This window comes from Companilactobacillus paralimentarius DSM 13238 = JCM 10415, assembly GCF_001434985.1.
In the GTDB taxonomy this organism is placed as follows: Bacteria; Bacillota; Bacilli; order Lactobacillales; family Lactobacillaceae; genus Companilactobacillus; species Companilactobacillus paralimentarius.
On the sequence record NZ_AZES01000075.1, the window covers coordinates 1 to 23,669 of the forward strand.

Here is a 23,669-nt window from a genome sequence, read left to right on the forward strand (position 1 = left end):
GTAAACGCGGTTCTGAATGTCTCTTAAAACCTGTCTCAAATATTGACTTCAATCCAGCGCTAGCAGTAGCAAAGATATAAACATCAATATTTCTTTTTTTTGCAGCCTTTCTCATTTTTGTGACAAGTAATGAAGTGGACATTCCGCCTGCACATGCTAACATAATTGTTTTAGTCATAATAATTTTCCTTTGTATTCGTTTTCAAGATACTAATAGTATATCGCTGTAAAAAAATAAAGTAACATCAGAAAAATTTCCGACACTACTTTATTTACTTAATCTTTTTCATTTTCAGCATTCAATTTATCGCATTTAATAATCAACTGATTAGTCTCTTTGGCAGGATCAAGTTTCATAGAATACTTGCGTCCATATTCAATCATTGTGTGATGTGCTTGATGTAGTTCTTCGGGAGGCATCACACTAACAATTTTCTTTTCAACTTGTAGTGGATTGGCTTTTTGATCAACAAAATGTAGTCGCTTAGAGATAGCCGAAACATGTGTATCTACGGCAAATGTTGGTTGTTGGAAGACATCACTTAAGACTACATTAGCAGTTTTTCTACCAGCGCCGGGAAGCTCCATAATACCCTTTCTAGTTTCAGGTACAATATCATTCAATTTTGTGTGAACGACACCGGCTGTTTTGATAATATTTCTAGCCTTGTTATGGAATAAGCCAACACTTTTAATAATCTGTTCGACGTCTTCTATATCAGCATTCATTAAATCCTTAGGTTCTGGATATTTAGCAAACAGAATTGGTGTAACTTTATTAACTGAGACATCTGTTGCCTGAGCACTTAAGATTACCGAAATCAAATATTGAAATGGTGTTCTTGAATCTAGCGATGGTCCTACAGGTCCGACATCGTCTTCCATTTGACGAATGGCCCAAACTATCTGTTCATCTTTTAACATTAATATCCCAACTTCTTTCGACGGTCTTGTAATTGTTCTGCTGTCTTTATATTACTCTTTTCCCAACTAATAAGGATCCGATCCATGTATTTTAACGAATAAGCTTGATTTAATACAGCTTCGCGTAAAGCTAGATCAATCAATTCAACACTATAATGATCGTCATCGATCCATTGATGAATTTGTTCTTGTTCAATTGGTGATAAAGGACGCCCAAATTCAACTTCAATTTTTCTAAATAATTCTTCGGTTTCCGACATCAAACGATTTTGTTGGTTAGACTCTTGTTCCTGCTGCAGTAAGCTCTTAATTCGATGATAAATTGGCGTTAATGAATAAATATCTCGCTGTTGATGATGATCCATAATTGTTTTTAATTCAATTACGCCTAATTTAATCAGACCCTGAATGATAGTGTAAATGCTGGCCTCATCCATGCCGGTATTTTTAGCCAAATCTTTTGCCATTGGGAAAGTAACGCCCTTTTGAGCATACATGGAAAGGGCTAGGTAAACAATTAAATCTTTTTCAGTCATGCCCAAATTATGATAGTTTTGCAGAATTAAATTATTAATACTAGTGCTACCACTTTCCACAAATTCATTGAATAATTCATCTTCCATACTTAATTACTCCAATTAACAAAAAAAGCCTGAGAACATGTTATCTCGACTTTTTTTATTTGATTTAAATATTATTTATTATTTGAATACTTTTACCTGTACGGAAATCAACTAAATTATAACCGATACTGCCATTCTTCTTTTGGAAAGCTACTTCCCAAGTTGGCTTTTTCTTGTATAGTCCCAAATTGATATGCAAAATCTTTTTGGCACCATAACGTTGAGCTACATCAGCAATAACTGTTTGACGTACGGGTGCTGTATTCTTATTGACGATTTCTGTTTTACCGCTTTTTGCATTGATAATAATATAACGATATTTTTGACCTTTGGTTAAACCACCAACTGCATAATATTGTTTTTTACGGGTATAGTTACCGAAATAGTCCGGCTGAACGATTCCCGCTTTTTCCTTTGCAATATCGTTAGCTTGTGACTTTGCACTTGAAAATGGTGCAAATGAAAGATTTAAATACGTTAGTACTGACACAATAGCAAGTGCGATCAAAGATATGGTCAATAAAACTTTTGTACTTCTATTCATAAGTTCTTCCTTTTCTCAGTTACCAGAATAGTATAGCAATCTTTTGGCTAATTCAAAAACTCATTTATATCTTTTTTAATCGTATCCATATCTTCATTAACAACTGGTAGACCCTTTGGCAAGGAATCCAAAATTGTTTTGCCATAACTCTTAGTTAAAATGCGATTATCTAATAGTAAAATAACGCCACGATCGTTTGGTGTTCTCACTAAACGCCCTAAGCCTTGTCGTAACTGCAGAATAGCGTTTGGCAAAGAATCAACTTTGAAGACATTAAGATTTTGTTCCTTCAAAATATCCTGTTTGATTTTTACATCTGGTTGTTCAGGTGATTCAAATGGAATTCTCGTAACAATCAAAATTTCCAACATCTTCTTAGGAAAGTCGACTCCCTCCCAGAAGGAATTGGCTCCAAGTAAGACAGAACGACGACCAATAGCAAAGCGTTTCTTGATCTTCTCATTTGAGCCTGTGACCCCTTGAGCTAAGATTTCCCACTTTTCTTTGACGTCGGTTTCCATCAATCGATCGTAAACATTACTCAAGGTATTCAATGAATTAAAGAGAATCATAGTTTGATGGTCCAGATTATCCAAAACATCAACGATATATTTCGTCACCATTGCGTAATACTCTTCACTGCTTAAGGATTGAATATCAGGCAAATTAGATGGCAAATAAATTTTACTATTCTTCGAAATACTATTAGCATCAGGCAAAATTACCATTTGATTAATCTGATTTTGATTCAATTGTGTATCCAAAATAAAATGTGAAAAATCTTTTTGAATCGTAATCGCGGCTCCAATAGCAAAAATCTGACTGAATCGTTCCGTAGTTGCTTCAATTAGACCTTGAATATCAAATTGGCGCCAACTGATTTTAAGCGTATTGACTTCATAATAATCACGCATATCAATTTGGACACCGAACTTAGTATCCTTTTCCTGAATGGCTTGTAGTAAGTCATCCAAATTTAAAATAACATCACGTAGCTTGTTATTCTCAATTGTTAGATTTGAAATAACTTTAGAGAGTTCAACCGAAATAAAATTCTTTTGAAAGTTATATTGATCGAATAAAGTCTCAACACGATTGGAGACGAGTGACAGTTCAACAATCAAATCAGACAATAATTCAAATAATTTAGGATTGTTCCGGCCAAATTTATGGTTACTATCTAAAATTGAAACGAAATCTTCACGATCCTTGAATTTAACTTTATTTTGAACATAAGTTCCAAAAATATTATATTCCAAACGTTCCATTAATTCGTCGATTGCTTGAAAATGAGTTTCCATCCCTTGCAAATCCTGATAATTCCACAATTGTGTTGTTACTTCAGTGAAAGCATAACGTAAAGTTACACGATTTTGATAGAGAATATCACTTATCTTCTTAACATATTCGTTCAATTTGAGAAAATCAATTGTTGGCGAACTAGCACTACGTAGACTTCCAGCAAAATGATTAGCCTCATCAATAACCAAATAAGAGTTTTTACCCCAATATTGACTATCCAAGTGACGGGCCAAGAAAGCCTGATTAGTGACCAGAATCTTTGACTCTAAATAACGATTTTGTTGGTAAAGCCAGAAGTCATCATTACTAAAGATAGTATTTTCCTTAGATTCACCACGGTGACGAATAATACTGAACAAGGGACTGTTGTAATTAGTCAAATGTAGTTCACTCAAATCACCAGTCGTTGTCATTGTGAGCCAAACGATAATTTTCATCTTCAAAATTGCCGTATGACTATGCAGACGGTAATTATCTAAAGCCTCGTAGAAACGATCTAGGTCAATAAAATTATAGCTACTTTTGACTATTTCAGCGTGGTACTCATTGTCAGTAACTTGATTAAGCAACGGAATCGATTGTTCCACGATTTGTTGTTGCAAAACCTTTGTTGTTGTCGCAATAACTAATTTTTGATCAATATTAACCAAATAGGATAATGGCAAAAGATAACCTAATGTTTTACCAGCGCCAGTCGGTGCTTCAATCAGATTCCATTTTTTAACTTTATCACGGTGTTGACTCGTATGGTAAATGTTATCCATCAATTTTGACTGATTGACACGATAATCTAAAATTCCATCTAATAACTCTTTTTTTGCTTCACGAGTTTGTGGATATTTAGTTGTGTGATCGATTTTTTCACTAACATGAAAATCTTTTTTACGTAAAATCAAGCCATTCTTTTCATACAAATAAGCCGGTAGGACTGAAGAACGTGAATTCTTTTCGCGTTCCTCCAATATAGTTTTGAAAACTAAATTAGTTTCACGAATAGTATTTTTACCAAATTTAGCTAACATTTGTAAAGTTGGAATTGGCAATTGCTGAATTCGTTTTAGAATAATCAAAAATAGTTCAGCGGTAACGTGAGCATCACTGTTAGCACTATGTGGATTCTTATGTGTAATACTCAAATAATGTGTTAAATCTTGTAGTTTATAACTACTAATGGTTGGAAAAAGTATTTGCGATAATTCAACAGTATCGATAGCTTTGACATTGAGTTGGTTCATTCCGATACGTTTAAGTTCTCGATTTAAAAAGGTCAAATCAAAATTCACATTATGTGCAATAAAAACTCGATTTTTTAAAAGTTTAAAGATATCAGGTGCAACTTCTTCAAATGTTGGTGAATCCTTAACATCATCATCACTCAATCCCGTTAAAGCCGTGATTCGACCTGGAATCGGTACTTTAGGATTGATTTTTTGATCATAGATATGTGTTATTTCACCGTTTTCGATAAGGGCACAGCCGAATTGAATTATACGCCCGTTGTCATGCCAATTAGAATTGGTTGTTTCTAAATCAACAACAGCGTAAGAATTTTTCAAATCATTCACCTCTCATCTTCATTTTTCTTGTAAATCAATAGCTTTATTGATCTTCAAGAAGTAAAGATATTTACCCACAACGGGTTTATTCTTAATCACAGAAATAGCTTCTGCATATAAATTGACTTGTCCGGAATATTTAGAGACTAATTCTTCAAAATTTTGGTCAGTTACATGATCAGTCTTATAGTCAAAAATAATTATTCCATGATCTAATTCAATTACTCCATCAATAATACCATGAACTAATATTTTATCGTTAATAGAATAGTCTTTTGAAGAGTTTTTAAACAATTTTTGTGCTGGCATTAAAATTGAACAAGGAAATTCCCGACTAACATCATCATGATGTTCAATAATTGTCTGTCCAAGATTACTTTGATAAAAGTCGGCTAAGCTTTGACTGTCAATTTTTTCTGCCAATTCTTCCGTTAAGAGTTTTTCATTAATCATTTGTTGAATTAAATCTTGAAAATCAGCAATTTCAGGTGTTTTATCTAAATTGATTTTTTGTAAAACTAAATGAGTGGCACTACCCACCTCTGCAGCAGTAACTTTCTTCGTTTTTGTTAAAAATTGCGGTTTTGCAAATGAACCTAAATTATAACGAGACTTATCTTCCAGTAAATCTTCAGCCATATTCTCATCATCAGGATCAGCAAACAGACCTTTGATTTCAGAAACTGATTGATAAGCCGTTGTATCAACCGATTCTTGATAGCGATAATTAAAATCAAGCAACTGCTTGACAGTTTTCTTAAATAAATCCGATGGTTCTACTGGAACCTTCTTAGGAATAATAATCTTAGAAGTCAGATCATCTTTAATTTCTGGATAGATCAAGTTCAAACGCAGGTTACAATCTTTATTTAGGTATAGTTCATCGGAAACTTTTTCTCGATCTTCATCTGATAAAGTACTAATACCAACTAAATCCTGAAAATTATTAGCTTTTAGACGAATAGCTTCATTGATAACACCGGTTTTAGGACTAACTTCATCCCAAGTATTGATTGTATCTTCAACTTTTTTGGTAAAGCCAAACATGATTAATTTCTGCTTAGCACGTGTCAAGGCTACATACAGCAAACGCATCTCTTCCGAAGTTGTAGCAACTTTTCGACGATTACTAATAACACTGTGTTGAATAGTACTATATTTCAAGCGGGTTTGACTATTAATTAGCGTGATACCAATACCTTGGTCAGTATCAAAAACAGTTTGACCCTGAAAATCAAGCTTGTTAAATTGTTTAGCCATATCCAAGTAAATTACGATTGGAAATTCCAATCCTTTGGAAGCATGGACTGTCATGACTTTAACCGTGTCATCAGTTGCTTCAATACTATTGGGTTGTGACAAATCTTTATCAAGATCCTGCATTCGTTGAATAAAATTGATAAATTGATGTAACCCCTTATAGTTGGTTTCTTCATAGGCATTAGCACGTTGATACAAGGCATGTAAATTAGCAGCACGTTGTTTACCACCAGGCATCCCTGAAACATACTCTAAGAGACCTGTTTCCTGATAAATCTTCCAAATCAAACGGGCAATAGAATTCTTATTGGCAAAATCACGATAATTTTCCAATTGTAACAAGAAAGTTTGAACCTTATTTCTGATGTTCTCTTTTGATGTCTCAGCGTGTAAGTATTCGTTTAAAGCCGTAAAGTAAAACTCTTGTTTATCCACGAGACGAATCTCAGCCAGTTCTTCTTCATTTAATCCCACAATTGGCGAACGTAACACAGCTACTAGTGGAATATCCTGATAAGGATTATCGATAATGTTTAACATTGACATCATAATCTGTAGTTCTGTTGTTTGAAAATAATTCTGAGCATCAGTAACCATGATAGGAATGTCAGCTTTAGCAAAATAAGAGATCAAATCGGTATTATTTTCCTTAGTTCGAGAAAGAATTGCAATATCGGAATACTTGATAGTTCGCATTTCATCTTTCTTGCCATCATAGATTTGATATTGGCTCTTAATTAAAGCTTGAATACGTTTGGCAGCATTTTCAATCAATAACTGACGCTTTTCAATATCTTCATCGTCATTATTCACTATTAAATTGAACTCGTTCTCACTATCGACTGTATCTGGAAAATTAGTTCCAGGAATCAGTTTAGATTTGTCATCGTAGTCAATATCCCCAATCTTTTTATCAAAGATTCGTTTAAAAATTTGATTAACAAAATCATCAACTGACTCGGCCGAACGAAAATTTTTAGATAGTTGAATCAATTCACTAGGATTATCTGAATTTTGAAAATCCTCGTATTTTTGAGCAAAAATGTATGGTGCTGCTTGCCTAAATCCATAAATTGACTGTTTAATGTCCCCTACCATGAAGATGTGGTTGTCGTCATTTGATAAGAGTTGGATGATTTTTTCTTGCATAGCGTTGACATCCTGATACTCATCGATCATCAATTCGTGAAATTTAGTTTGATAATAATCGAGTGCCACCATATGATTGTCGACTGGTGTTTGCAAAATCATCACAGCCATATGTTCCAAATCATTGAAATCCAAAGTATGACTATTATTTTTCAAGCGATCATATTCTTTGATAAAACCACGTTCAACTTCTACTAACTTGGCAATAATGGTTTGTGATTGTATCAATGATTCTTGAACGCCTGCTTCTGATTGCACAAAAAAATTATTGAATAGTTTATCTAATTGACGTTTTAATTGGTCACGTACTTTTTTAGATTTTTCCAAAAAAGTAAGATCGTTACCTTCCTTATCATCTTTAGAAAGGCGCTTAGCAGTTTTTAACTTGAAACCAATTAATTCAGCTCTAATCTCAGAATACGTTTTTACTCCCACTTCAGCTTCCAGAGATGCCAAATTTTTCTTGGCTACATCGAAAGTTTCAAAGAGTGATTTGTTAACTAATTCATCTTCACCTGCCAGATCAATTCCCTGATTAGCTAATTCAATCAATTGTTCTAACCGTTGTTTAAGTTGAGGAACAACATCTTTTTTGTAAAAATTCGATTCGGAAAAACTATCAGTAAACTGGTATGTGGCAATCAAATTATCCAACCATTGTTGCGTTTCAGCATTAGTAATCGCAAAATCGTACAGTTTAAAAACAACATCCTTTAAGCCATCATCACTACGGTCATCGGTAAAATTATCAGTCAATTTAATAAAGTCAGCATCATCTTTGTCATAATACTTATTTCGTAAATTATCGTATGCTTGTTCCTTCATAATTGACTGTTCAGTTGTATCACTCAATAAACGGAAATTGGGATCTAAATCGATAACGTAATAAAACTTTTTGATAATGCTCAAACAAAAAGCATGTAGAGTACTGATATTGGCGATGGGAACTCTAAAAATTTGTTTTTGAAGATGTTTGTGAGTTTCTGCATTCAAACTTTTATCATTCACAAGTTCTTTGATTCGTTTTAGAAGACGTTCTTTCATTTCTAACGCTGCTGCATCGGTAAAAGTGGCTACTAAAAGATTATCAATATTTTCACCGTCTTTTAACATCTCAACGATTCGTTCGATCAAAATGGTCGTCTTACCGGAACCAGCCGCTGCTGAAACTAGAATATCGTGCCCACGATGATAAATGGCTTTTTCTTGATCATCAGTCCATTTAGGCATCCTCTTCACCATCCTCTAAAATATTTTGTATTTCTTTAATGACATTTTCTTTATTGTAATTGATAACATCGTGGTATTCATTTTCTGGTAACATTGCATCAAACTCAAAAATAGGTCGATAATCACTGTATTGTAAACCAGTCATTTGCCCATAGCGGAACGGATTCAAATTCAATTTACCAGAATAAATTTTTTCTCCTGCTTGACGAATTAGGTGGTCGTTATAGTTCAGAATTCTGAATAGATCTTCTTGGGAAATAACATTGTTACTTCCCTTTTTTACGACTGGCGAAGTTTTAGCAACCTTACCTTGCTTAGTAAGAGCTTGAGTATCAATATTAGCCAGTAATTCTTCATCATTGACCAGCAGACCATTTAACTGGAACTCTTTGAAGATTTTATTTTGAATGTCGCTATCTTGAATATCTGCGGAATCGTCCAACGACTTAGTATTGATCAAGGAACGATCCAAGGTAATCAGAGGATTTTGAATATGTTCATACAAAGCTCCACCTACTTTAGCATTTTTACGATCTGTTAAGAGATGAAGATTATTTAGGACGCTTTGAATGTAGGTTGGCATCTGCATTGTGATACCGTCTAAGAATTGTGAAAAATCAAAACTCTTATTACCTGACTTGTAATCAATAATCGTTAAGTAAGTGATGTTATCCAAAACCATTTCGTCGATACGATCAATTTTTCCACGAACATTAACTAAATGTCCCCCTGGAATTTGGTAAGAAAGACCAGGTAAATCCTGTTTATTGTTGATACGACCAAAAGTAACTTCTGATTTTTCGGGTTCAGAACTGTTACGTAAGAATTGCAATTTCATATTCTTAACCAATTGAATCAAAGTAGTTTTCAGTTTGTCAGCAATATATTGCATGCGGGCAGAAGAATTAAAAATTCGATTCTCTGGTAAATCAATTTGGGCAGCAAATAAATCAGTAACTAAGCTTTGAATATCTCCATCAGACATATCACGCAATGATCGTCCCTGTTCTTGATGCAGATACTTAACTAAGCTATCCAAAACCGCATGAAAAATTGAGCCCGTCTGTGCTGGTGTAATTTCAAATAAACGTCTAGGTTTTAATCTTAAGCCGTATTTTAAGAAATACTCGTATTCATTCATATAGAAAGTTTCTAATTGAGAAATAGAAACATTGATATTTTTACCATACAAGGCTTCAACTGTATCTAAACTTAAGCTTTGTGGAATATTTTGATAATTCAATGAACTCAAAGCAAATTCTGAAGTTTCTGGTTCCTCGTTTAACAGGACGCCACGAACATACTTCCAAGCATCTGGTAGGTCAGTTTTATTGTCTAATGCAGAACGTGAAACACGAATTAAATAATTTAAACTGGAAGCTTTAGATCCTAAGTAACGGATAACTTCATTTTCGGATTGATCATCGCTTGATGGATTCAATAGCACTAATTGTTCAGTTAAACGGAAATGATTTTTAATTCGAACTACATAACTGGATAAATCTTGTTGCTTGTTATCCTCAGTGAAATTAGGATATGTAAAGATCAAACGCTGAGAACTAGTTGTGAAAGTAATGTCATGTAGGAATGGTTCAGAATTATTCATGACCTCATCTGGTTCATTCAAGTATTTTCCATCAGTTAATTCACCATTGAGGAATAGACGTTCGTCATCGGTTACAATATCATTGGAAACGGTTGTTCCAGGCATGTTATTAGTTGTTGAACCCAAAACAAATGTTACTTTTCGATTATTAGGTTGAATCATTCCGATTTCTGAAATACTGACGGCATCCAAGGTTGAAGGAATTTGTGAATAAGTGGCGTTTTCAAAAGCTGCATCCAAAATTTCAATGAAATCTTTTGAATCAAATTCACGTTCACCAAAAACTGAAATATATTCATCCAAGATTTGATTGAACAAGCTGACAATTTGCTCTGGCTGATTAGCTAAAGTTAAGTTTTTTTGTTCAGTCGCTTGTTTTTGCCACAATAACAGTGTGTCGAAGACATGATTCTGCTCTAAAAAATTGTACAGAAAACTAACACTATCAATCGAGGAATGTGCTTTCTTCAAAAATTTCTCTAGTTGACTGTAAATATTCTTTACAAATTCTTTAATTTGATTGATTAATTGATATTCAGAAATTTTAATTTTATCGACTACAGGATCTAATTTAACATCCGGTTTAAAGCTTTTTCCCATCCAACCACGTTTAGTAATTCCATTAGTCAAAACGTAGTTTTCAGTTAAGTCGACCGCCTGACGAAAAATCTGTAGATCATCTCTAAAAGCTTCAGGTATTAACAATTCAGTCCGCAATAAGCTAATTACGTCATCCACTTGCAAACCACGGTTAACGATAGCAAATAGTAAATCGATCAAGCGTTTAAAGGGATGATTAGCCATTTTCTTTTGTAAGTCAATGAAGTATGGTACTTGGTTATTCTCCATAAACGATTCGATAAATGAAGCGTACTCAGATAAATCACGTGCCACAATCAGAAAATCTTTATAACGATAATCTTGAGTGGCTACTAATTGGCGAATGTATGTACTAATAGCTGAAACTTCGGTTTGCTTATCAGTACATTTCCAAATTTGAACGGAATTTTGACTATCTAAACCGCTCTTTTTGATACCACCAATGTTAGATTCAATCCAGTAGTCCTCCAATTTACTCAAATCAGGGCTGATTCTCTTTTCATCGGCAAAGTAGTTTCTGGTTACAATACGATTCTGCTTAGCCATGTCATGGAGTTGTTGGTAAGTTGCAGCTGGGCGGAAAAAAAAGTCCGATTCATCGGTAGAATCAAAAACTGGTTGGTCTAGTACCAATGAAATATTCAAACTACCGCTATTAACCAACATTGATTTAACCAAATTGGATTCTATTGCTGTGAAAGATGAAAAACCTTCGATATAGAAATAATAATGGGACGTCCCTATCTTGGTATTCAAAAAATCAGCTAATGAATTCAATTGAAAATCATTTGTATTGTAGTTTTGAATTTGTTCTAAATAAGCTCCGTACATAAGATTCAATTCTTTAATTTTATCGACAAAAATCCCCTGTTGTTCTGAGTTCAAAGCTAGATCAATATCATCTGGCTGAACTTGTCCATTCATGAATTCATTAAATTGGGAAATCATCTGGTCAATAAATCCTGGTTTATCAATCATCCCAGCAAATATTTTTAATTCAGACTTATGTTCTTGAACAATATTCTTCAATAGCATAGCTGATTTAGTTTGTGTTAAGGTTTCTAAATTATAATCGCTACTGTCACGCAAAAAATACCAAGCCAATCGTGAGAATGAAAAGGTTTGGACGTTGTTAGTTGCAATTAATGAATCATTATCTTTTTGAAAGTATTTTAAAATATTAACTTCTGATTCAAATTTTATGTGATTCGGTACTAAAAAGAAGAATTGTCCCGTTGGATCCTTGGTATAATCCTCTTGGAACAATTCCATCATCTTTTTATGATGATCAAATTGGTTTTTACCTAGTACGAAATTTAATGTCATTATTCATCACCCGAAAAAATTCTATCATAGTTGGTCGTTTGAAAGTGGAAATCGCATCAATAGATGTATAAAATAAAGACTTAGAGAAATTGAGGTGAGCATGTGCTTAAAGGAATAGGAAAAAGTCATGGGAAAACGATCATAATGGGAGAACATGCGGTAGTTTATGGCTACCCTGCTTTTGCAATCCCTTTGTTGAGTACCCCCGTGATCGTCAAAATGCAACAAAGTAAAGAAAATTCTTTAATTTCAAAGTACTATGCAGGGAAAATAGATAAGATTCCTGATTCATTGTCAGGCGTAAAGTATTTAATCAACTTATTAGATTCTGAGTTAAACAAAGAACATTTGAATTATACGATCAACATCGATAGTGGATTACCAATCGAACGTGGTATGGGTTCTTCAGCTGCGATTGTGGCCGCAATTACACGTGCCTTTTTCGATTTTTTTAAAAAAGATTTAAATCATAATCTATTATTAGATTACGTCAATAAATCGGAAACTATTACTCATGGTAAAGCTAGTGGTTTGGATGCTTTGACAGTTAGTTCAGATGATCCGATTAAATTTGGTAAAGATGTAGAACCTGAACACTTTAATTTTAATTCTGAGGGATTCATCGTTATTGCAGATTCTGGTGTTAAAGGTCGTACTAAAGAAACTGTTGCTGATGTCAGAAAAATGTACGATCAAGATCCTAAGAAAATTGGAGCTTACCTACAACAATTAGGTGATTATGCCACTCAAGCTAGTAATTACCTTATTAAAGGTAATCTCAAAAAATTAGGTTTGGTCTTTACTCTGGCCAATGAAGCTTTAACTAAATTGAATCTAGCTATTCCCAAAACAGACAAATTAATTGAAGCTGCTAACCACGCTGGGGCTTTAGGTAGTAAAATTACTGGCGGTGGTCGTGGTGGTTGTATCATCTGTTTAGCTAGAAACTTGAAAAATGCTCAAATGATTCAAAAAGCATTGATCAAATCTGGAGCTGAACAAACCTGGATTCAACCATTATCAATTTATGCGGAGGATGAAGACATTGGTTAGAACAGCACGTGCTTTTACAAATATTGCTTTAATCAAATATTGGGGTAAAAAGAATCAAATCCTGAAATTACCGTGTACTAATAGTCTTTCACTAACACTTGACCGATTTTATACCGATACCAAAGTAACAATAGTTAATGACCATCATGATACAGTTTATTTGAACCATAAACTGTTGGATCAGACTCAGAACAAGCGAATTCTCAAATACTTAGATACGGTTCGTCAATTCTATAGTTTTGATGATCATTTTATCGTGGACACAGTTAATCATGTTCCCACTTCAGCTGGTTTTGCCTCTTCAGCTTCAGGTTTTGCAGCGTTAGCGGCGGCTATCAATGAAACAAAGCAATTAAACTTGAATAAAAGAGAACTTTCAATTTTAGCTCGCAATGGGTCCGGTTCCGCTAGCCGTTCAATCTATGGTGGTTTTGTTGAATGGATTGCTGGAGACAGTAATGAAACTTCTTTTGCTGCACCTATTGACGAAAATCCTCAAATTGATTTAACGTTATTATCTGTGGTTATTAATAAGGGTAGTAAAAAAATTTCTTCTACCGTAGGGATGGAGAATAGCGTAAAAACCTCCCCTTTTTACCCAAATTGGGTTACACTAGTGGCTTCAGAGATAAAAGAAATTAAGCAAGCGATTGCTAAAAAAGATATCCAAAGGATTGGAGAAATTGCCGAACACAACGCTATGAGCATGCATGCTTTAACGCTTTCAGCTAATCCTTCATTTACATATTTCGAACCAGAGACGATTCGAATTTTTCAAATAATTCAAGAATTACGTCAAAAAGGCATCCTCGCATATGCTACAATTGATGCCGGTCCAAATGTTAAAATTATATGTACTAATGAATCGATTACTAAGGTTCAAAAATACATTGAGGAACAATTATCCAATGTATCTTGCGTTGTTGCTAATATCGGTAGTGGCATCCAATACATCTGATATAAATTGAAAGGTATGATATTTTGTCTACAGGAAAAGCACCTGGAAAATTATATTTGGCTGGAGAATACGCTGTTGTTGAAACAGGATTCCCCGCAGTTCTTACATCAGTAAATAAATACGTCACCGTTACCGTTAATAAGACTCAAAATGGTGGAACTATCCAGTCAAAAAACTTAAATAAGGAACTCATTCACTGGAACCGTCAAGGAACTGAACTAGTCTTTGATGATTCTGAAAGTCAACTCCAATACATTCTGGCAGCCATTAAGTTCATTGAAAAATACGCCCTAGAACGTGGTAAAAAATTGAATTACTATGACTTACTAGTTACAAGTGAACTCGATTCCCAAGATGGTAAAAAATATGGTCTAGGCTCATCGGCAGCCGTCACCGTTGCCGTAGTTAAAACTTTAGGCGACTTTTATCATTTAGATCTGTCAGCGATGGATATTTACAAAATTGCTGCTATTTCACACTTATCAGTTCAAGGAAATGGAAGTTTGGGAGATATTGCTGCTAGTGCCTTTGGTGGCATTGTAGCCTATTACTCTCCTGACCGAAACTGGATCTTTAACATGATTCGCAATCACAGTATTACTGAAATTTTATCCTTAGATTGGCCCCAACTAAAGATTCAAAGTTTAGAATTACCTGAAGACCTTGAATTAACAGTCGGTTGGACTGGTTCTCCAGCGTCAACTTCTATCTTAGTTGACCGTATCGCCTTGACCAAAGCTCAAAAAGTTAAAAAGTATCAACACTTCTTGCAAGAAAGTCGTAAAAATGTTGAACAATTAATTAAAGGTTTTAAAAACAATGATTCGGCTTTAATCAAAAAGATGTTTAGCAAGTATCGTTCTTTGCTAGATGATCTAGCTGAATTTAGTGACGTTCACATTGAAACCGATTTATTAACCGATCTTTGTGATATTGCTGAAAAACTCGGCGGTTCTGCTAAAACTTCTGGTGCCGGTGGTGGCGATTGTGGAATTGTCTTAAGTGATAAGAACTTAAATGTCGCCGAATTGAAAAAAGAGTGGCAAAAAGTTGGAATCACCCCTCTTACTTTAAAAATCGGAGAAATAATTGCTCATGCCTAAACAAGATGCCCAAATTCAACGTAAAGTTGAACATCTTTTCTTAGCTGAAAAATACTTCACAGACGAGGCTTTTGCTGATTTTGATGGTGTTAGGTTATTACATAATGCCTTACCTGAATTGAATTTGAAACAGATTGATCTTTCAACTCAATTTATAAATCGAAAAATGGCTTTACCTATATACTTCAACGCAATTACTGGTGGATCCAAACAATCGACCAGATTTAATGCTGAACTATCCCAACTAGCGAATAAGCTAAATATCCCCGTGTCTAGCGGTTCAATGGGGGTCTATCTTCGTTTACCTGAAGAAACTAAAAATTCTTTCTCCGTTCTGCGGGATAACAATCCGGAAGGATTTGTAATTGCCAATGTTTCTGCCAAGGTTAATGCCCAACAAGCCCAAACAGCTATCGATCTGATAAAAGCTAGTGCTCTACAAGTTCATCTGAATGTCCTACAGGAATTAGCAATGCCTGAAGGTGATAAAGAATTCATGTGGTTGGATAATATCAAACAAATTGTTGCCTCAGTCGATGTACCCGTAATTGTTAAAGAAGTCGGTTTTGGAATGTCAAAAGATAATCTAGCCGACCTTTATAAAGTTGGCGTTAAATACGTGGACATCTCAGGCTTCGGTGGAACTGACTTTGCTCAAATTGAGAGTGCTCGCAATCATGAATTGGATCTGACTTATTTAGATAGATTCTCGCTTTCAACTGTGGAGTCACTTTTGGAGTCTATTCCCTACCAAAATAAAATGACTATTTTTGCTTCTGGTGGCATTAGAACACCAATGGATGTCATCAAAGCAATTCGTATGGGTGCCAGTGCTGTTGGTATGTCCGGATTAGTCTTACACCACTTACAAAAGTATTCTTTAAGTGAAACGGAAATCTTCTTTGATGAATTCGTTAAACAGTTGCGCTTAATTATGGCTGCTATCGGTGCTAAATCAATTGCGGATATAAAAAAAGCTCCCATCATCTTTGATGGAAACTTAATAAATTATGCTAAACAACGTAATATTATTTTACCGTCTTAATCCTTTGGGATAGACGTTTTTTATTTGGGAATTGCTGTAACGTCCCCAACTGAAGAGTTTACCTTGATAAGACAAACCAATCCATTTATTATCGAAATCAGGACGTTCTTTTAAAATGATCGATTCACCATGGAGATATTTTTCAAATTGATCATCATCTAATTCAAAAACAGTTTTTAACATTTCAGGTTTGAGTGCCAATATCCAAGCGATATCGGGCTCAAACCTATTTTTTTTGAATTTTCCTAGTTTTAAACCGTTTCTCAAGATATGTAATTCTTTAAAACGACTATCTAAACTAGCTGCTTGATATAAGAAATCACTGATGCGTAACCAGTTCTTGTCAATCAAAGTAGTTAAATTAGTTTTGGCAAATTTTTGAACAAACTTGAGATCGTCTTTTTTTAAATTGTTGTTGATTTGACGTTCCTTAGGTTCTTCAATGTCTCCATCTTTAACCATTTTGCACATGAAATGGCCTTCACCATTGAATTGATCAGGGAACATTCGTAAAGCTTTAGACAATTCAGGATTGTCATTTCCCCACTCTGGTTTAGCATCTTCCATTCCAGAATACTTCCTAACATCTACCAGATGCATGTCTGGATATTTCTTTAAGAACCAATCGACATTTTGTTCATTTTCCTCCGGTGAGAAGGTGCATGTTGAATATACTAATGAGCCACCGTTGTTTAATAATTTGTACGCTGAATCGAGGATATGTTGCTGACGATTAGCACACTGTTCTACATAGTCTAATGACCAGTACTTAACCGATTCGGGATCTTTACGAAACATTCCTTCGCCTGAACAAGGTGCATCTACCAAGATCTTATCAAAAAATTGTCCAAACTTCTTTTCAAAGTCCTTAGGAGAATTATTAGTGACAACAGTGTTAGAGATTCCCATTCTTTCAATATTAGAAGACAACACCTTAACACGCTTAGTATTTATCTCATTACTTACCAAAAGGCCCTTAGAAGCCATTTTTGAAGCAATATAAGTAGTTTTACTGCCAGGTGCTGCACAGAGATCCAGAATCTTTTCATTTTCTTGCGGATCAAGAATTTCCGTAACATACATGGCACTTGGTTCTTGACTGTAAACATAGCCAGATAAATGATCAATTGAATTACCATTTATCTCACCAAAATAGCCAATATTGCTATATTCAATTGGTTGATTTAGAGAATAAGAAACATTTTTAAAATTAGGTTTAAGCGGATTAAGCCGAAAAGCCTCTTGGCTATCTTGTTGAATAGCATCAAATAGCTTATCAGCACGCTCTCCCATTAAATTACGATATTTTTCTTTAAAGTCAGGACTCAAATCGACTTTCATTAAACTATTCACTCCGTTTTTTGGTAAAAATTATTTGCGACATTCCTATTAGGATAGTAATTAACACAGAAACTAATATGAACATATTAAATGTATTGTGACTGATAATAGCAATTTTCCAATTAACTGCAGCATAACCAGCAATAAAAGGAACTAATGTATAAATTAAGTAACGAATCATTAAACCATTTTGGTAATTGTTCTTCAAGTCTCCCGTTAAATGTGATCTAGACAGATCATATTTCAGAGGAACTAAGATATAGAAGTCAACAATTACGATCAAAACGAATAGTAAAACAATTCCCACTAGATACATCTCACCATTATTAACCGTTTCGGCATTAGTAAAATCATCTGTCTGGGGTACATACTTATGGGATGACTTAGCATGTAGGACACTCTTAATTTTCGACAAACTCTCTTTATTTGAAAGAGCATTACCATCTAAAACTGTCGTTACCTGATTCAGATGTAATTTCGATTTTGGTTGATTTGGTGATAATGAGATCAATGTTTGACCGTTTAGAATATCCGCACCGTCAAAACCGATATTACCAATAACTGAAATATAGCGATCACCCATTTGAATGTAGGCTTGGCCCTGAGGTTTGTAGGATTCTAATTGGGAAGACTTACCTTGTACCGCAAATGGAATTTGCGAGATGAAATCATCTTGGGAAAAATAACGTCCCGAAGTTATTGGTAATTTATTGATCTTATTATGCCCGTATATATATCCCAGATCACTGTTGCTTTTTTCAAAGAAGATCAGTTGATAAGATGAAACCTTCTTCTTCTTGCTCAATTCTTGAACTGCTGTGACTAAATTTTTTTTAGATTTGGTATGCAAAACAATGGCTTGTTCACTCATACCTAATCGGTTCATTGTATTGTTGTACTTGATTGAATCACTTTTTGAGATAGCAACTCCGGTTAGCAGAACTATCAGAAAAATAACAATACTTGATATTACCTTTTTCATAAATATTCACCTATTATTTTATCTTGTATCTTATTCTACCCTATTTGACTAGATAAAGTTGATCGTGAACTAAATCATAACGTGAATAGAACTGATTGATTCGATCAATTCGAGGATCATCAATTAATTTGGCCGTACTCCAGAATTCCTTGCTGTTGGTAGCACCGGATTTTTCACCAATAACTAAAAAGTTTACGTCCATCTCACGAACCTTTCTTAAAACTTTAACATCAATATCTTCACGATCAGGACTCCAAGCCAGAATGACATTATTAACTTTACTACCATACTCGTTTAAAGCCTGCAAAGCATCCATTGATTCAACTCTTGTTAATAGATTTTTGCCAGTTTGATTATGACTAGCCCAACTTAAATTGTCCGTGCAGTATGTTTCTACATTCAAATTACGTAACTCTTTTGATAAATAACCATTACCAGCCATTAATTCCAAAAAGTTCTGTTCTGGAAATTCAGTAATTAATTCTTTAACGAAATCCTGAGTGATCGTTGCCCAATAACCAAACTTATTCTGTAGTTGTGTACGAAATTCACCAAGATCGTGGTCAAATGTTTCTAAATTTTTCAAAAGAGCCTCAAAGTCGGCTTCTTTAATGTCCATGTTTTGACGTAAGCAGTCTGTGATTTCATCTTCGCTCAACTCCAATTGGGGAAAATGATATTTAGGCAATTGTTGCTGCGACAAAGTGTCAAAAACACGTTCTATAAATCTAATTTTGACATTGAATCTCATTCCATTAGGCAATAACCCCACGTCTTGTTTTAATTTATCAATATAATCCATTTTTTCTCCCAACTGATCCGATATTTATAATATACCGCTAATAGTTTACTAGAATCGTTATGCAACATAAAGCTATAATTGTCATGAAAAAGTTAAATAATATTAAAATTTTTAGTTAGAATAATACATTTATTTCCAATAATTACGAAAAAGTGTAATATCTTAGTTAGTACATATAAGAGGTGAAACATGGCAGAAAATAATAGAAGACGTCGGCCTCAAAAGGAAGAAGAGTCAGGTTGGAAGTTCTGGTTACAAACTATTGCTATGACACTTGCAATCTATGCTATTTTCTTTTTAGGGTTTAAGTACATCCTTTCTAATGACAAGGTAACAGGACCATCGATGCAACCGACCTTTGAAAATGGGGATAAAGTAATCGCTGCTAGACATTCAACTATCTCACGTGGTGATGTTATCGTCTTGAAAGCTCCAGACGAAGCCGGTTCATTTTATATCAAACGAGTGATCGGTTTGCCTGGGGACACAGTGGTTTCTAAGAACAACAAAATGTATATTAATGGTAAACTATACAAGGAGGACTTCCTCAAAGCTGGTTCTAAATTAAAGGAACCTGATACTAGTTTATATGCTGGTAAACCTTATAGTTATACCTACGATTTTACTTTAAGTTCTCTAGCTAAGAATTCACCCGAATATAAGACACGTTACAGCAATTCTTATCTAAAAAAAGTTGAGAAGACTAATAAGGTCCCTGCTGGAACTTACTTTGTTATGGGAGATCATCGAACTGTTTCAAAGGACAGTCGTATTATTGGTTTCATTAGTAAAAAGAGTGTCATTGGTGAAGTTAAGTGGCGTTATTGGCCATTTACTAGATGGGCAATCTTTTAGATTTAAGTTTTAAACAAACTTATTGGAGGTAGTTTCATGGATAAACCAAATATTGCTGAAATGATAATTCAGTATGAAAAAGATAAAGATATGAATGATACACAATTTGCATTCGAAAGTCATCTTTCAGTTGAACGTGTTCATAACTTGAAGTCAGGCGACTACGAAGCAACTAAAGACGAAAAAAAGACTATTTTGGAATATATTAAACTACATCAATAATGCAATATTTGTAGTTTACCCTTAAAAAGCCGACAATCATTTGACTGCCGGCTTTTTATATATTCTATTTTTTCAATTGATCAAATATTCTTGAATCATGAAAATAAACAAAACATCCCTTTACACCACGTTTTAACAGAACATTCATCGAATTCAAAATAATCCTTTTCTTAACGTCATTCAAATTAACAATATCGTTATCATGTCGTTTCTTGAAGGCTTCCTGATCCTCATACTTATCGATATCTATCTTGATACGATTATTTTTATCATAGGCGATTGACGGTCCAATAATCACCGCCACATAATTTAAATCGAATCCTTGAACAGTATAAATCGAACCAATTTCATTAATTGTTTCTGGCTTTTGAGCCCAAGTGGTATTGGAATAATTATACTGATCCCATGGCAAATGAAATTCACCTTCATTAACGTAATGTTTCTTACCATCCAAAGTCGATGGATAATCAGCGGTTGCCACAATTCGTGACTCTCCTACTTCTTTATTCTTTGTCTTTAAAGCTTGATACATCTTTTCGGCATCGTGATAAACTCGAAAATCATAAGTACTATTCATTGATAGGTAGTTCGTATTTTCTTGCTCTAAAGGTGTGATTTGTAAATTATCGGTTAAATCATTGATCCACTGTAAAACTTTTTGCGGTGCCTGCATACGCATTTGTGTTGTTAAGGTTGCACTCTCAAAGTTGACTTGATTCGGAATGATTTGTTTTAAAAAGTTATCTGACCAATAACTTTTTAATTTCAAAACTTGATGAGCATCAAAAACTAAGATTACAACTTTACTCAATTTGATAATCTCTGATAATTGATTCTTTTGCGTGAAATTATTGTAGTTATCACTCTCACTTAATAGTAAATGAGCTTCATCAATTACTACTACGTCGGCCTGTTGCTGATTCTTATGCATCCGATTGATGAAAGTTGTCGGCCTAAGAAAACGATTTTTGCGTAGCTGACCAAATTCACCGGCATTTTCTTGATAAACCTTTAATAGTTCGGGATGATTAACTAGAAAGTAATTATCCGTCTTATTCTGTTTCGCTAATGTTTCAATATTTAAGAATAGTTGCGTTAAAATAACACTCTTACCCGTTCCAGCATCCCCATTTAGTTGAAAAATAGACTTCTGAGGACTTTTCAATCCTTGATTAGTGAATGATAGTATTTGATCGAAAATCGCTTGTTGTTGCTTTGTAAGGTCCTTATTCGGAAAAACTGATTCTAACATTTTACCTCCAAATTAAAAAAAGCCTTTCGGCTTTTAGTTTTCGTCACTCTTTAAAATTCCACCAACAGCGTAGTGTTCTTTAGCCATTTCATTCAAAACGACATGAACATGTTCTGCAGGAGCACCAGTATTTTTAACAATGGCGTCAGTAACATCTTTAACCATACCCTTTAATTGCTCAGGACTACGGCCTTCAATAAGATCAATGTGCACTAGAGGCATAATAATTTCTCCTTTATTTTGTACATGGAATTGGCCATGCTCTTTTACTATAGATAACTATACATAGTTATCTCAATATTTTTACTTTAACAAATTTTGGCGAAATAACAAGGTTTTGCAATTTCTTTACATTAAAAGATATAAACCATTTCATAAAAAAGAGCTGTGCTCTTAGTATCGCACAACTCATATATACTATTTTTAATTATGCAAATAATCTCTTAACACCAGCGATATTTCCACGATTACCGTAAATTGAATGTACTTGAACGGCATATGGCCATGATTCAATCATTGTGTCACGGTTCAATAAAATACCAACGTGCCAGATAATTCCTGTTGATGGGTCAGTGAAGAAAATCAAATCTCCTCTTTGACGGTCATTAAAGTTAATATGTGGAATTCTTGAATCTGACCAGTAATCACGACTGTTCCATTCATGACCTGGTTGTGCATGTTGAATGTTTGAAATTGGTGCTGAATCAATACCTGACGCATAAAGTACTTGTGTAACTAATCCTGAACAATCAACACCATAAGCAGGCATACTTCCGGCACCAGAAATCCATGTCTTACCAAGATACTTGTTTGCTTGGTTGATCATGGCTTCAATGTGTTGTGAACGCGTACTTGTAATATTTGTTTGAAGTGGTGCTACGTAAGAATCGATACCATACCAATCAGCTTCTGAATAGCCCATAGCTTTCCATGTTGCTAAATTAACGACACCCGTTACAGATAGACCTTTTCTTGATTGGAGTGATCTAACACTTGAAGCAACTGATCCATCATAAATTGTATGTGCATTTGAGTAACCAAAGTATCTTCTGACTAACCAAACTTTGACACCTTCAACGCCGTTATATAAGTCATAACCAACAGAACCACCACTAGGTTTGATTTGACTATTTTGAATTTGTAACCAGCCACTTGGATTTTGATATGCGGCTCCTACAGCTGAATCATCACTGTTCAACCAAATATCATTACCAATTTGGTAGTAAGTTCTACCGTTAGCATTATCTGTACGATTGTATTTCCAAACTGAGTTAGCAGCATAATTGGCTTGACCGTTCTTGTAAAATCCTGCTTCGTTACGAGAATAACTTGCAGCTCCCCATGATTTAACACGAACTACACCACTCTTTTGATGTCCATATGTCAAAATAACGTTGTCGGCATTAGCATATTCGTTTGTAGCAACACGGTAGAAAGTTTGACCATTGTAGACTAACTTTTGATCTGTCAACCAGGCAGTATTTCCACCTAGTACGCGGTTAGAAATAGCAGTACCATCTTGAGTGTAAAGTTGTGTGAATCCTTTTGTGTCAACGATTCCCTTTAATGGTGTGATATTACTTGCTGTGGAATTAGCTTGTGTTGTTGCTTGAGTTGATGCATCTTGAGCAGTTTGTTGAGTATCAATATTTTGAGTTTGAGCATCATCATCGTTAGTTGTTTGTTCAGTTTGAGTAACTCGTTGATTATTTTGATCTGCTTGAACTTGAGTATCATCAGATACTTGTTCTTGGTTTTGAGTTTGATCTGTTGTTTGTGATTGTGAAACAGCTTGTGATTTAGCAACTTGTTCAGTTGTTTGAGCATCGTTATCTGTTATTGTGTCAGCTTTAACACTTTGTTGTGATAAAGTAACTGCAGCCAAGGCTACACCACAAACAAAAGCAAATTGAAACTTTTTATTCATTTTTTCTTT

18 protein-coding genes and 1 pseudogene are annotated in these 23,669 nt (G+C 34.4%); 6 read left to right on the forward strand and 13 right to left on the reverse strand.

What is annotated here, in order from left to right; genetic code table 11:
* The 7 genes and pseudogenes from FD33_RS12475 to FD33_RS06995 form a co-directional block, all read right to left on the reverse strand.
* A pseudogene (locus FD33_RS12475) lies at nucleotides 1–178 on the reverse strand (hypothetical protein); the annotation flags it as partial.
* 98 nt (nucleotides 179–276) lie between these two features.
* On the reverse strand, nucleotides 277–924 hold the full coding sequence (locus FD33_RS06970; RefSeq protein WP_025085045.1) for an endonuclease III domain-containing protein: 648 nt from the start codon (nucleotides 922–924) through the stop codon (nucleotides 277–279).
* Nucleotides 924–1,547 carry a DnaD domain protein gene (locus FD33_RS06975; protein WP_025085046.1) on the reverse strand — a complete coding sequence of 208 codons (624 nt, stop codon included), beginning with the start codon at nucleotides 1,545–1,547 and terminating at the stop codon, nucleotides 924–926. The genes FD33_RS06970 and FD33_RS06975 overlap by 1 nt, the downstream gene beginning before the upstream one ends.
* 64 nt (nucleotides 1,548–1,611) lie before the next feature.
* Complete coding sequence (locus FD33_RS06980) at nucleotides 1,612–2,091, reverse strand: hypothetical protein (protein ID WP_025085047.1); 480 nt, start codon at nucleotides 2,089–2,091, stop codon at nucleotides 1,612–1,614.
* Nucleotides 2,092–2,138: 47 nt separating this feature from the next.
* Nucleotides 2,139–4,949, reverse strand: a complete 2,811-nt coding sequence (locus FD33_RS06985) for a helicase C-terminal domain-containing protein (protein ID WP_025085048.1) — start codon at nucleotides 4,947–4,949, stop codon at nucleotides 2,139–2,141.
* Nucleotides 4,950–4,967: 18 nt separating this feature from the next.
* Complete coding sequence (addA, locus tag FD33_RS06990; protein ID WP_056955865.1) at nucleotides 4,968–8,588, reverse strand: helicase-exonuclease AddAB subunit AddA; 3,621 nt, start codon at nucleotides 8,586–8,588, stop codon at nucleotides 4,968–4,970.
* Nucleotides 8,581–12,120: a PD-(D/E)XK nuclease family protein gene (locus tag FD33_RS06995; RefSeq protein WP_056955866.1), complete on the reverse strand. Its 3,540-nt coding sequence runs from the start codon at nucleotides 12,118–12,120 to the stop codon at nucleotides 8,581–8,583. The genes addA and FD33_RS06995 overlap by 8 nt, the downstream gene beginning before the upstream one ends.
* 102 nt (nucleotides 12,121–12,222) lie before the next feature.
* Between FD33_RS06995 and mvk the strand changes: the two genes are divergently transcribed.
* From mvk to fni, 4 genes are read left to right on the forward strand one after another with little or no spacing between them, the layout of a single operon-like run.
* The gene (mvk, locus tag FD33_RS07000; protein ID WP_025085051.1) at nucleotides 12,223–13,173 is read left to right on the forward strand and encodes a mevalonate kinase; all 951 of its coding nucleotides are present in this window, start codon (nucleotides 12,223–12,225) and stop codon (nucleotides 13,171–13,173) included.
* Complete coding sequence (gene mvaD, locus FD33_RS07005) at nucleotides 13,166–14,131, forward strand: diphosphomevalonate decarboxylase (protein WP_025085052.1); 966 nt, start codon at nucleotides 13,166–13,168, stop codon at nucleotides 14,129–14,131. The genes mvk and mvaD overlap by 8 nt, the downstream gene beginning before the upstream one ends.
* A gap of 23 nt (nucleotides 14,132–14,154) precedes the next feature.
* Nucleotides 14,155–15,234: a phosphomevalonate kinase gene (locus tag FD33_RS07010; protein ID WP_025085053.1), complete on the forward strand. Its 1,080-nt coding sequence runs from the start codon at nucleotides 14,155–14,157 to the stop codon at nucleotides 15,232–15,234.
* Nucleotides 15,227–16,279, forward strand: coding sequence for a type 2 isopentenyl-diphosphate Delta-isomerase (gene fni / locus FD33_RS07015; protein ID WP_025085054.1), 1,053 nt, complete (start codon nucleotides 15,227–15,229; stop codon nucleotides 16,277–16,279). Before FD33_RS07010 ends, fni begins: the two co-directional genes overlap by 8 nt.
* On the opposite strand, the gene FD33_RS07020 is transcribed toward fni, so the two are convergent.
* The 3 genes from FD33_RS07020 to FD33_RS07030 are packed head-to-tail and all read right to left on the reverse strand — an operon-like array spanning nucleotide 16,268 to nucleotide 19,404.
* On the reverse strand, nucleotides 16,268–17,620 hold the full coding sequence (locus FD33_RS07020; RefSeq protein WP_025085055.1) for an RsmB/NOP family class I SAM-dependent RNA methyltransferase: 1,353 nt from the start codon (nucleotides 17,618–17,620) through the stop codon (nucleotides 16,268–16,270). The two genes, fni and FD33_RS07020, sit on opposite strands and share 12 nt — an antisense overlap.
* A gap of 4 nt (nucleotides 17,621–17,624) precedes the next feature.
* Nucleotides 17,625–18,602: a hypothetical protein gene (locus FD33_RS07025; protein WP_056955867.1), complete on the reverse strand. Its 978-nt coding sequence runs from the start codon at nucleotides 18,600–18,602 to the stop codon at nucleotides 17,625–17,627.
* Between the two features lie 40 nt (nucleotides 18,603–18,642).
* Complete coding sequence (locus tag FD33_RS07030) at nucleotides 18,643–19,404, reverse strand: hypothetical protein (RefSeq protein WP_025085056.1); 762 nt, start codon at nucleotides 19,402–19,404, stop codon at nucleotides 18,643–18,645.
* Between the two features lie 189 nt (nucleotides 19,405–19,593).
* On the opposite strand from FD33_RS07030, the gene lepB reads away from it, so the two are divergent.
* Together lepB and FD33_RS07040 are read left to right on the forward strand one after the other, a co-directional pair.
* Nucleotides 19,594–20,259, forward strand: a complete 666-nt coding sequence (gene lepB, locus FD33_RS07035) for a signal peptidase I (RefSeq protein ID WP_025085057.1) — start codon at nucleotides 19,594–19,596, stop codon at nucleotides 20,257–20,259.
* A 36-nt stretch (nucleotides 20,260–20,295) separates the two neighbouring features.
* Nucleotides 20,296–20,481: an LBP_cg2779 family protein gene (locus tag FD33_RS07040; RefSeq protein ID WP_025085058.1), complete on the forward strand. Its 186-nt coding sequence runs from the start codon at nucleotides 20,296–20,298 to the stop codon at nucleotides 20,479–20,481.
* 64 nt (nucleotides 20,482–20,545) lie between these two features.
* On the opposite strand, the gene FD33_RS07045 is transcribed toward FD33_RS07040, so the two are convergent.
* The 3 genes from FD33_RS07045 to FD33_RS07055 all read right to left on the reverse strand — a co-directional run bounded on the left by FD33_RS07045 (nucleotide 20,546) and on the right by FD33_RS07055 (nucleotide 23,660).
* Nucleotides 20,546–21,733, reverse strand: a complete 1,188-nt coding sequence (locus FD33_RS07045) for a DUF2075 domain-containing protein (protein WP_034544041.1) — start codon at nucleotides 21,731–21,733, stop codon at nucleotides 20,546–20,548.
* 33 nt (nucleotides 21,734–21,766) lie between these two features.
* Nucleotides 21,767–21,955 (reverse strand): 2-hydroxymuconate tautomerase, encoded by a 189-nt coding sequence (locus FD33_RS07050; protein ID WP_025085059.1) that lies wholly within the window; start codon nucleotides 21,953–21,955, stop codon nucleotides 21,767–21,769.
* 205 nt (nucleotides 21,956–22,160) lie between these two features.
* Nucleotides 22,161–23,660, reverse strand: a complete 1,500-nt coding sequence (locus FD33_RS07055; RefSeq protein ID WP_025085060.1) for an NlpC/P60 family protein — start codon at nucleotides 23,658–23,660, stop codon at nucleotides 22,161–22,163.
* Between the last annotated feature and the right edge of the window lie 9 nt (nucleotides 23,661–23,669).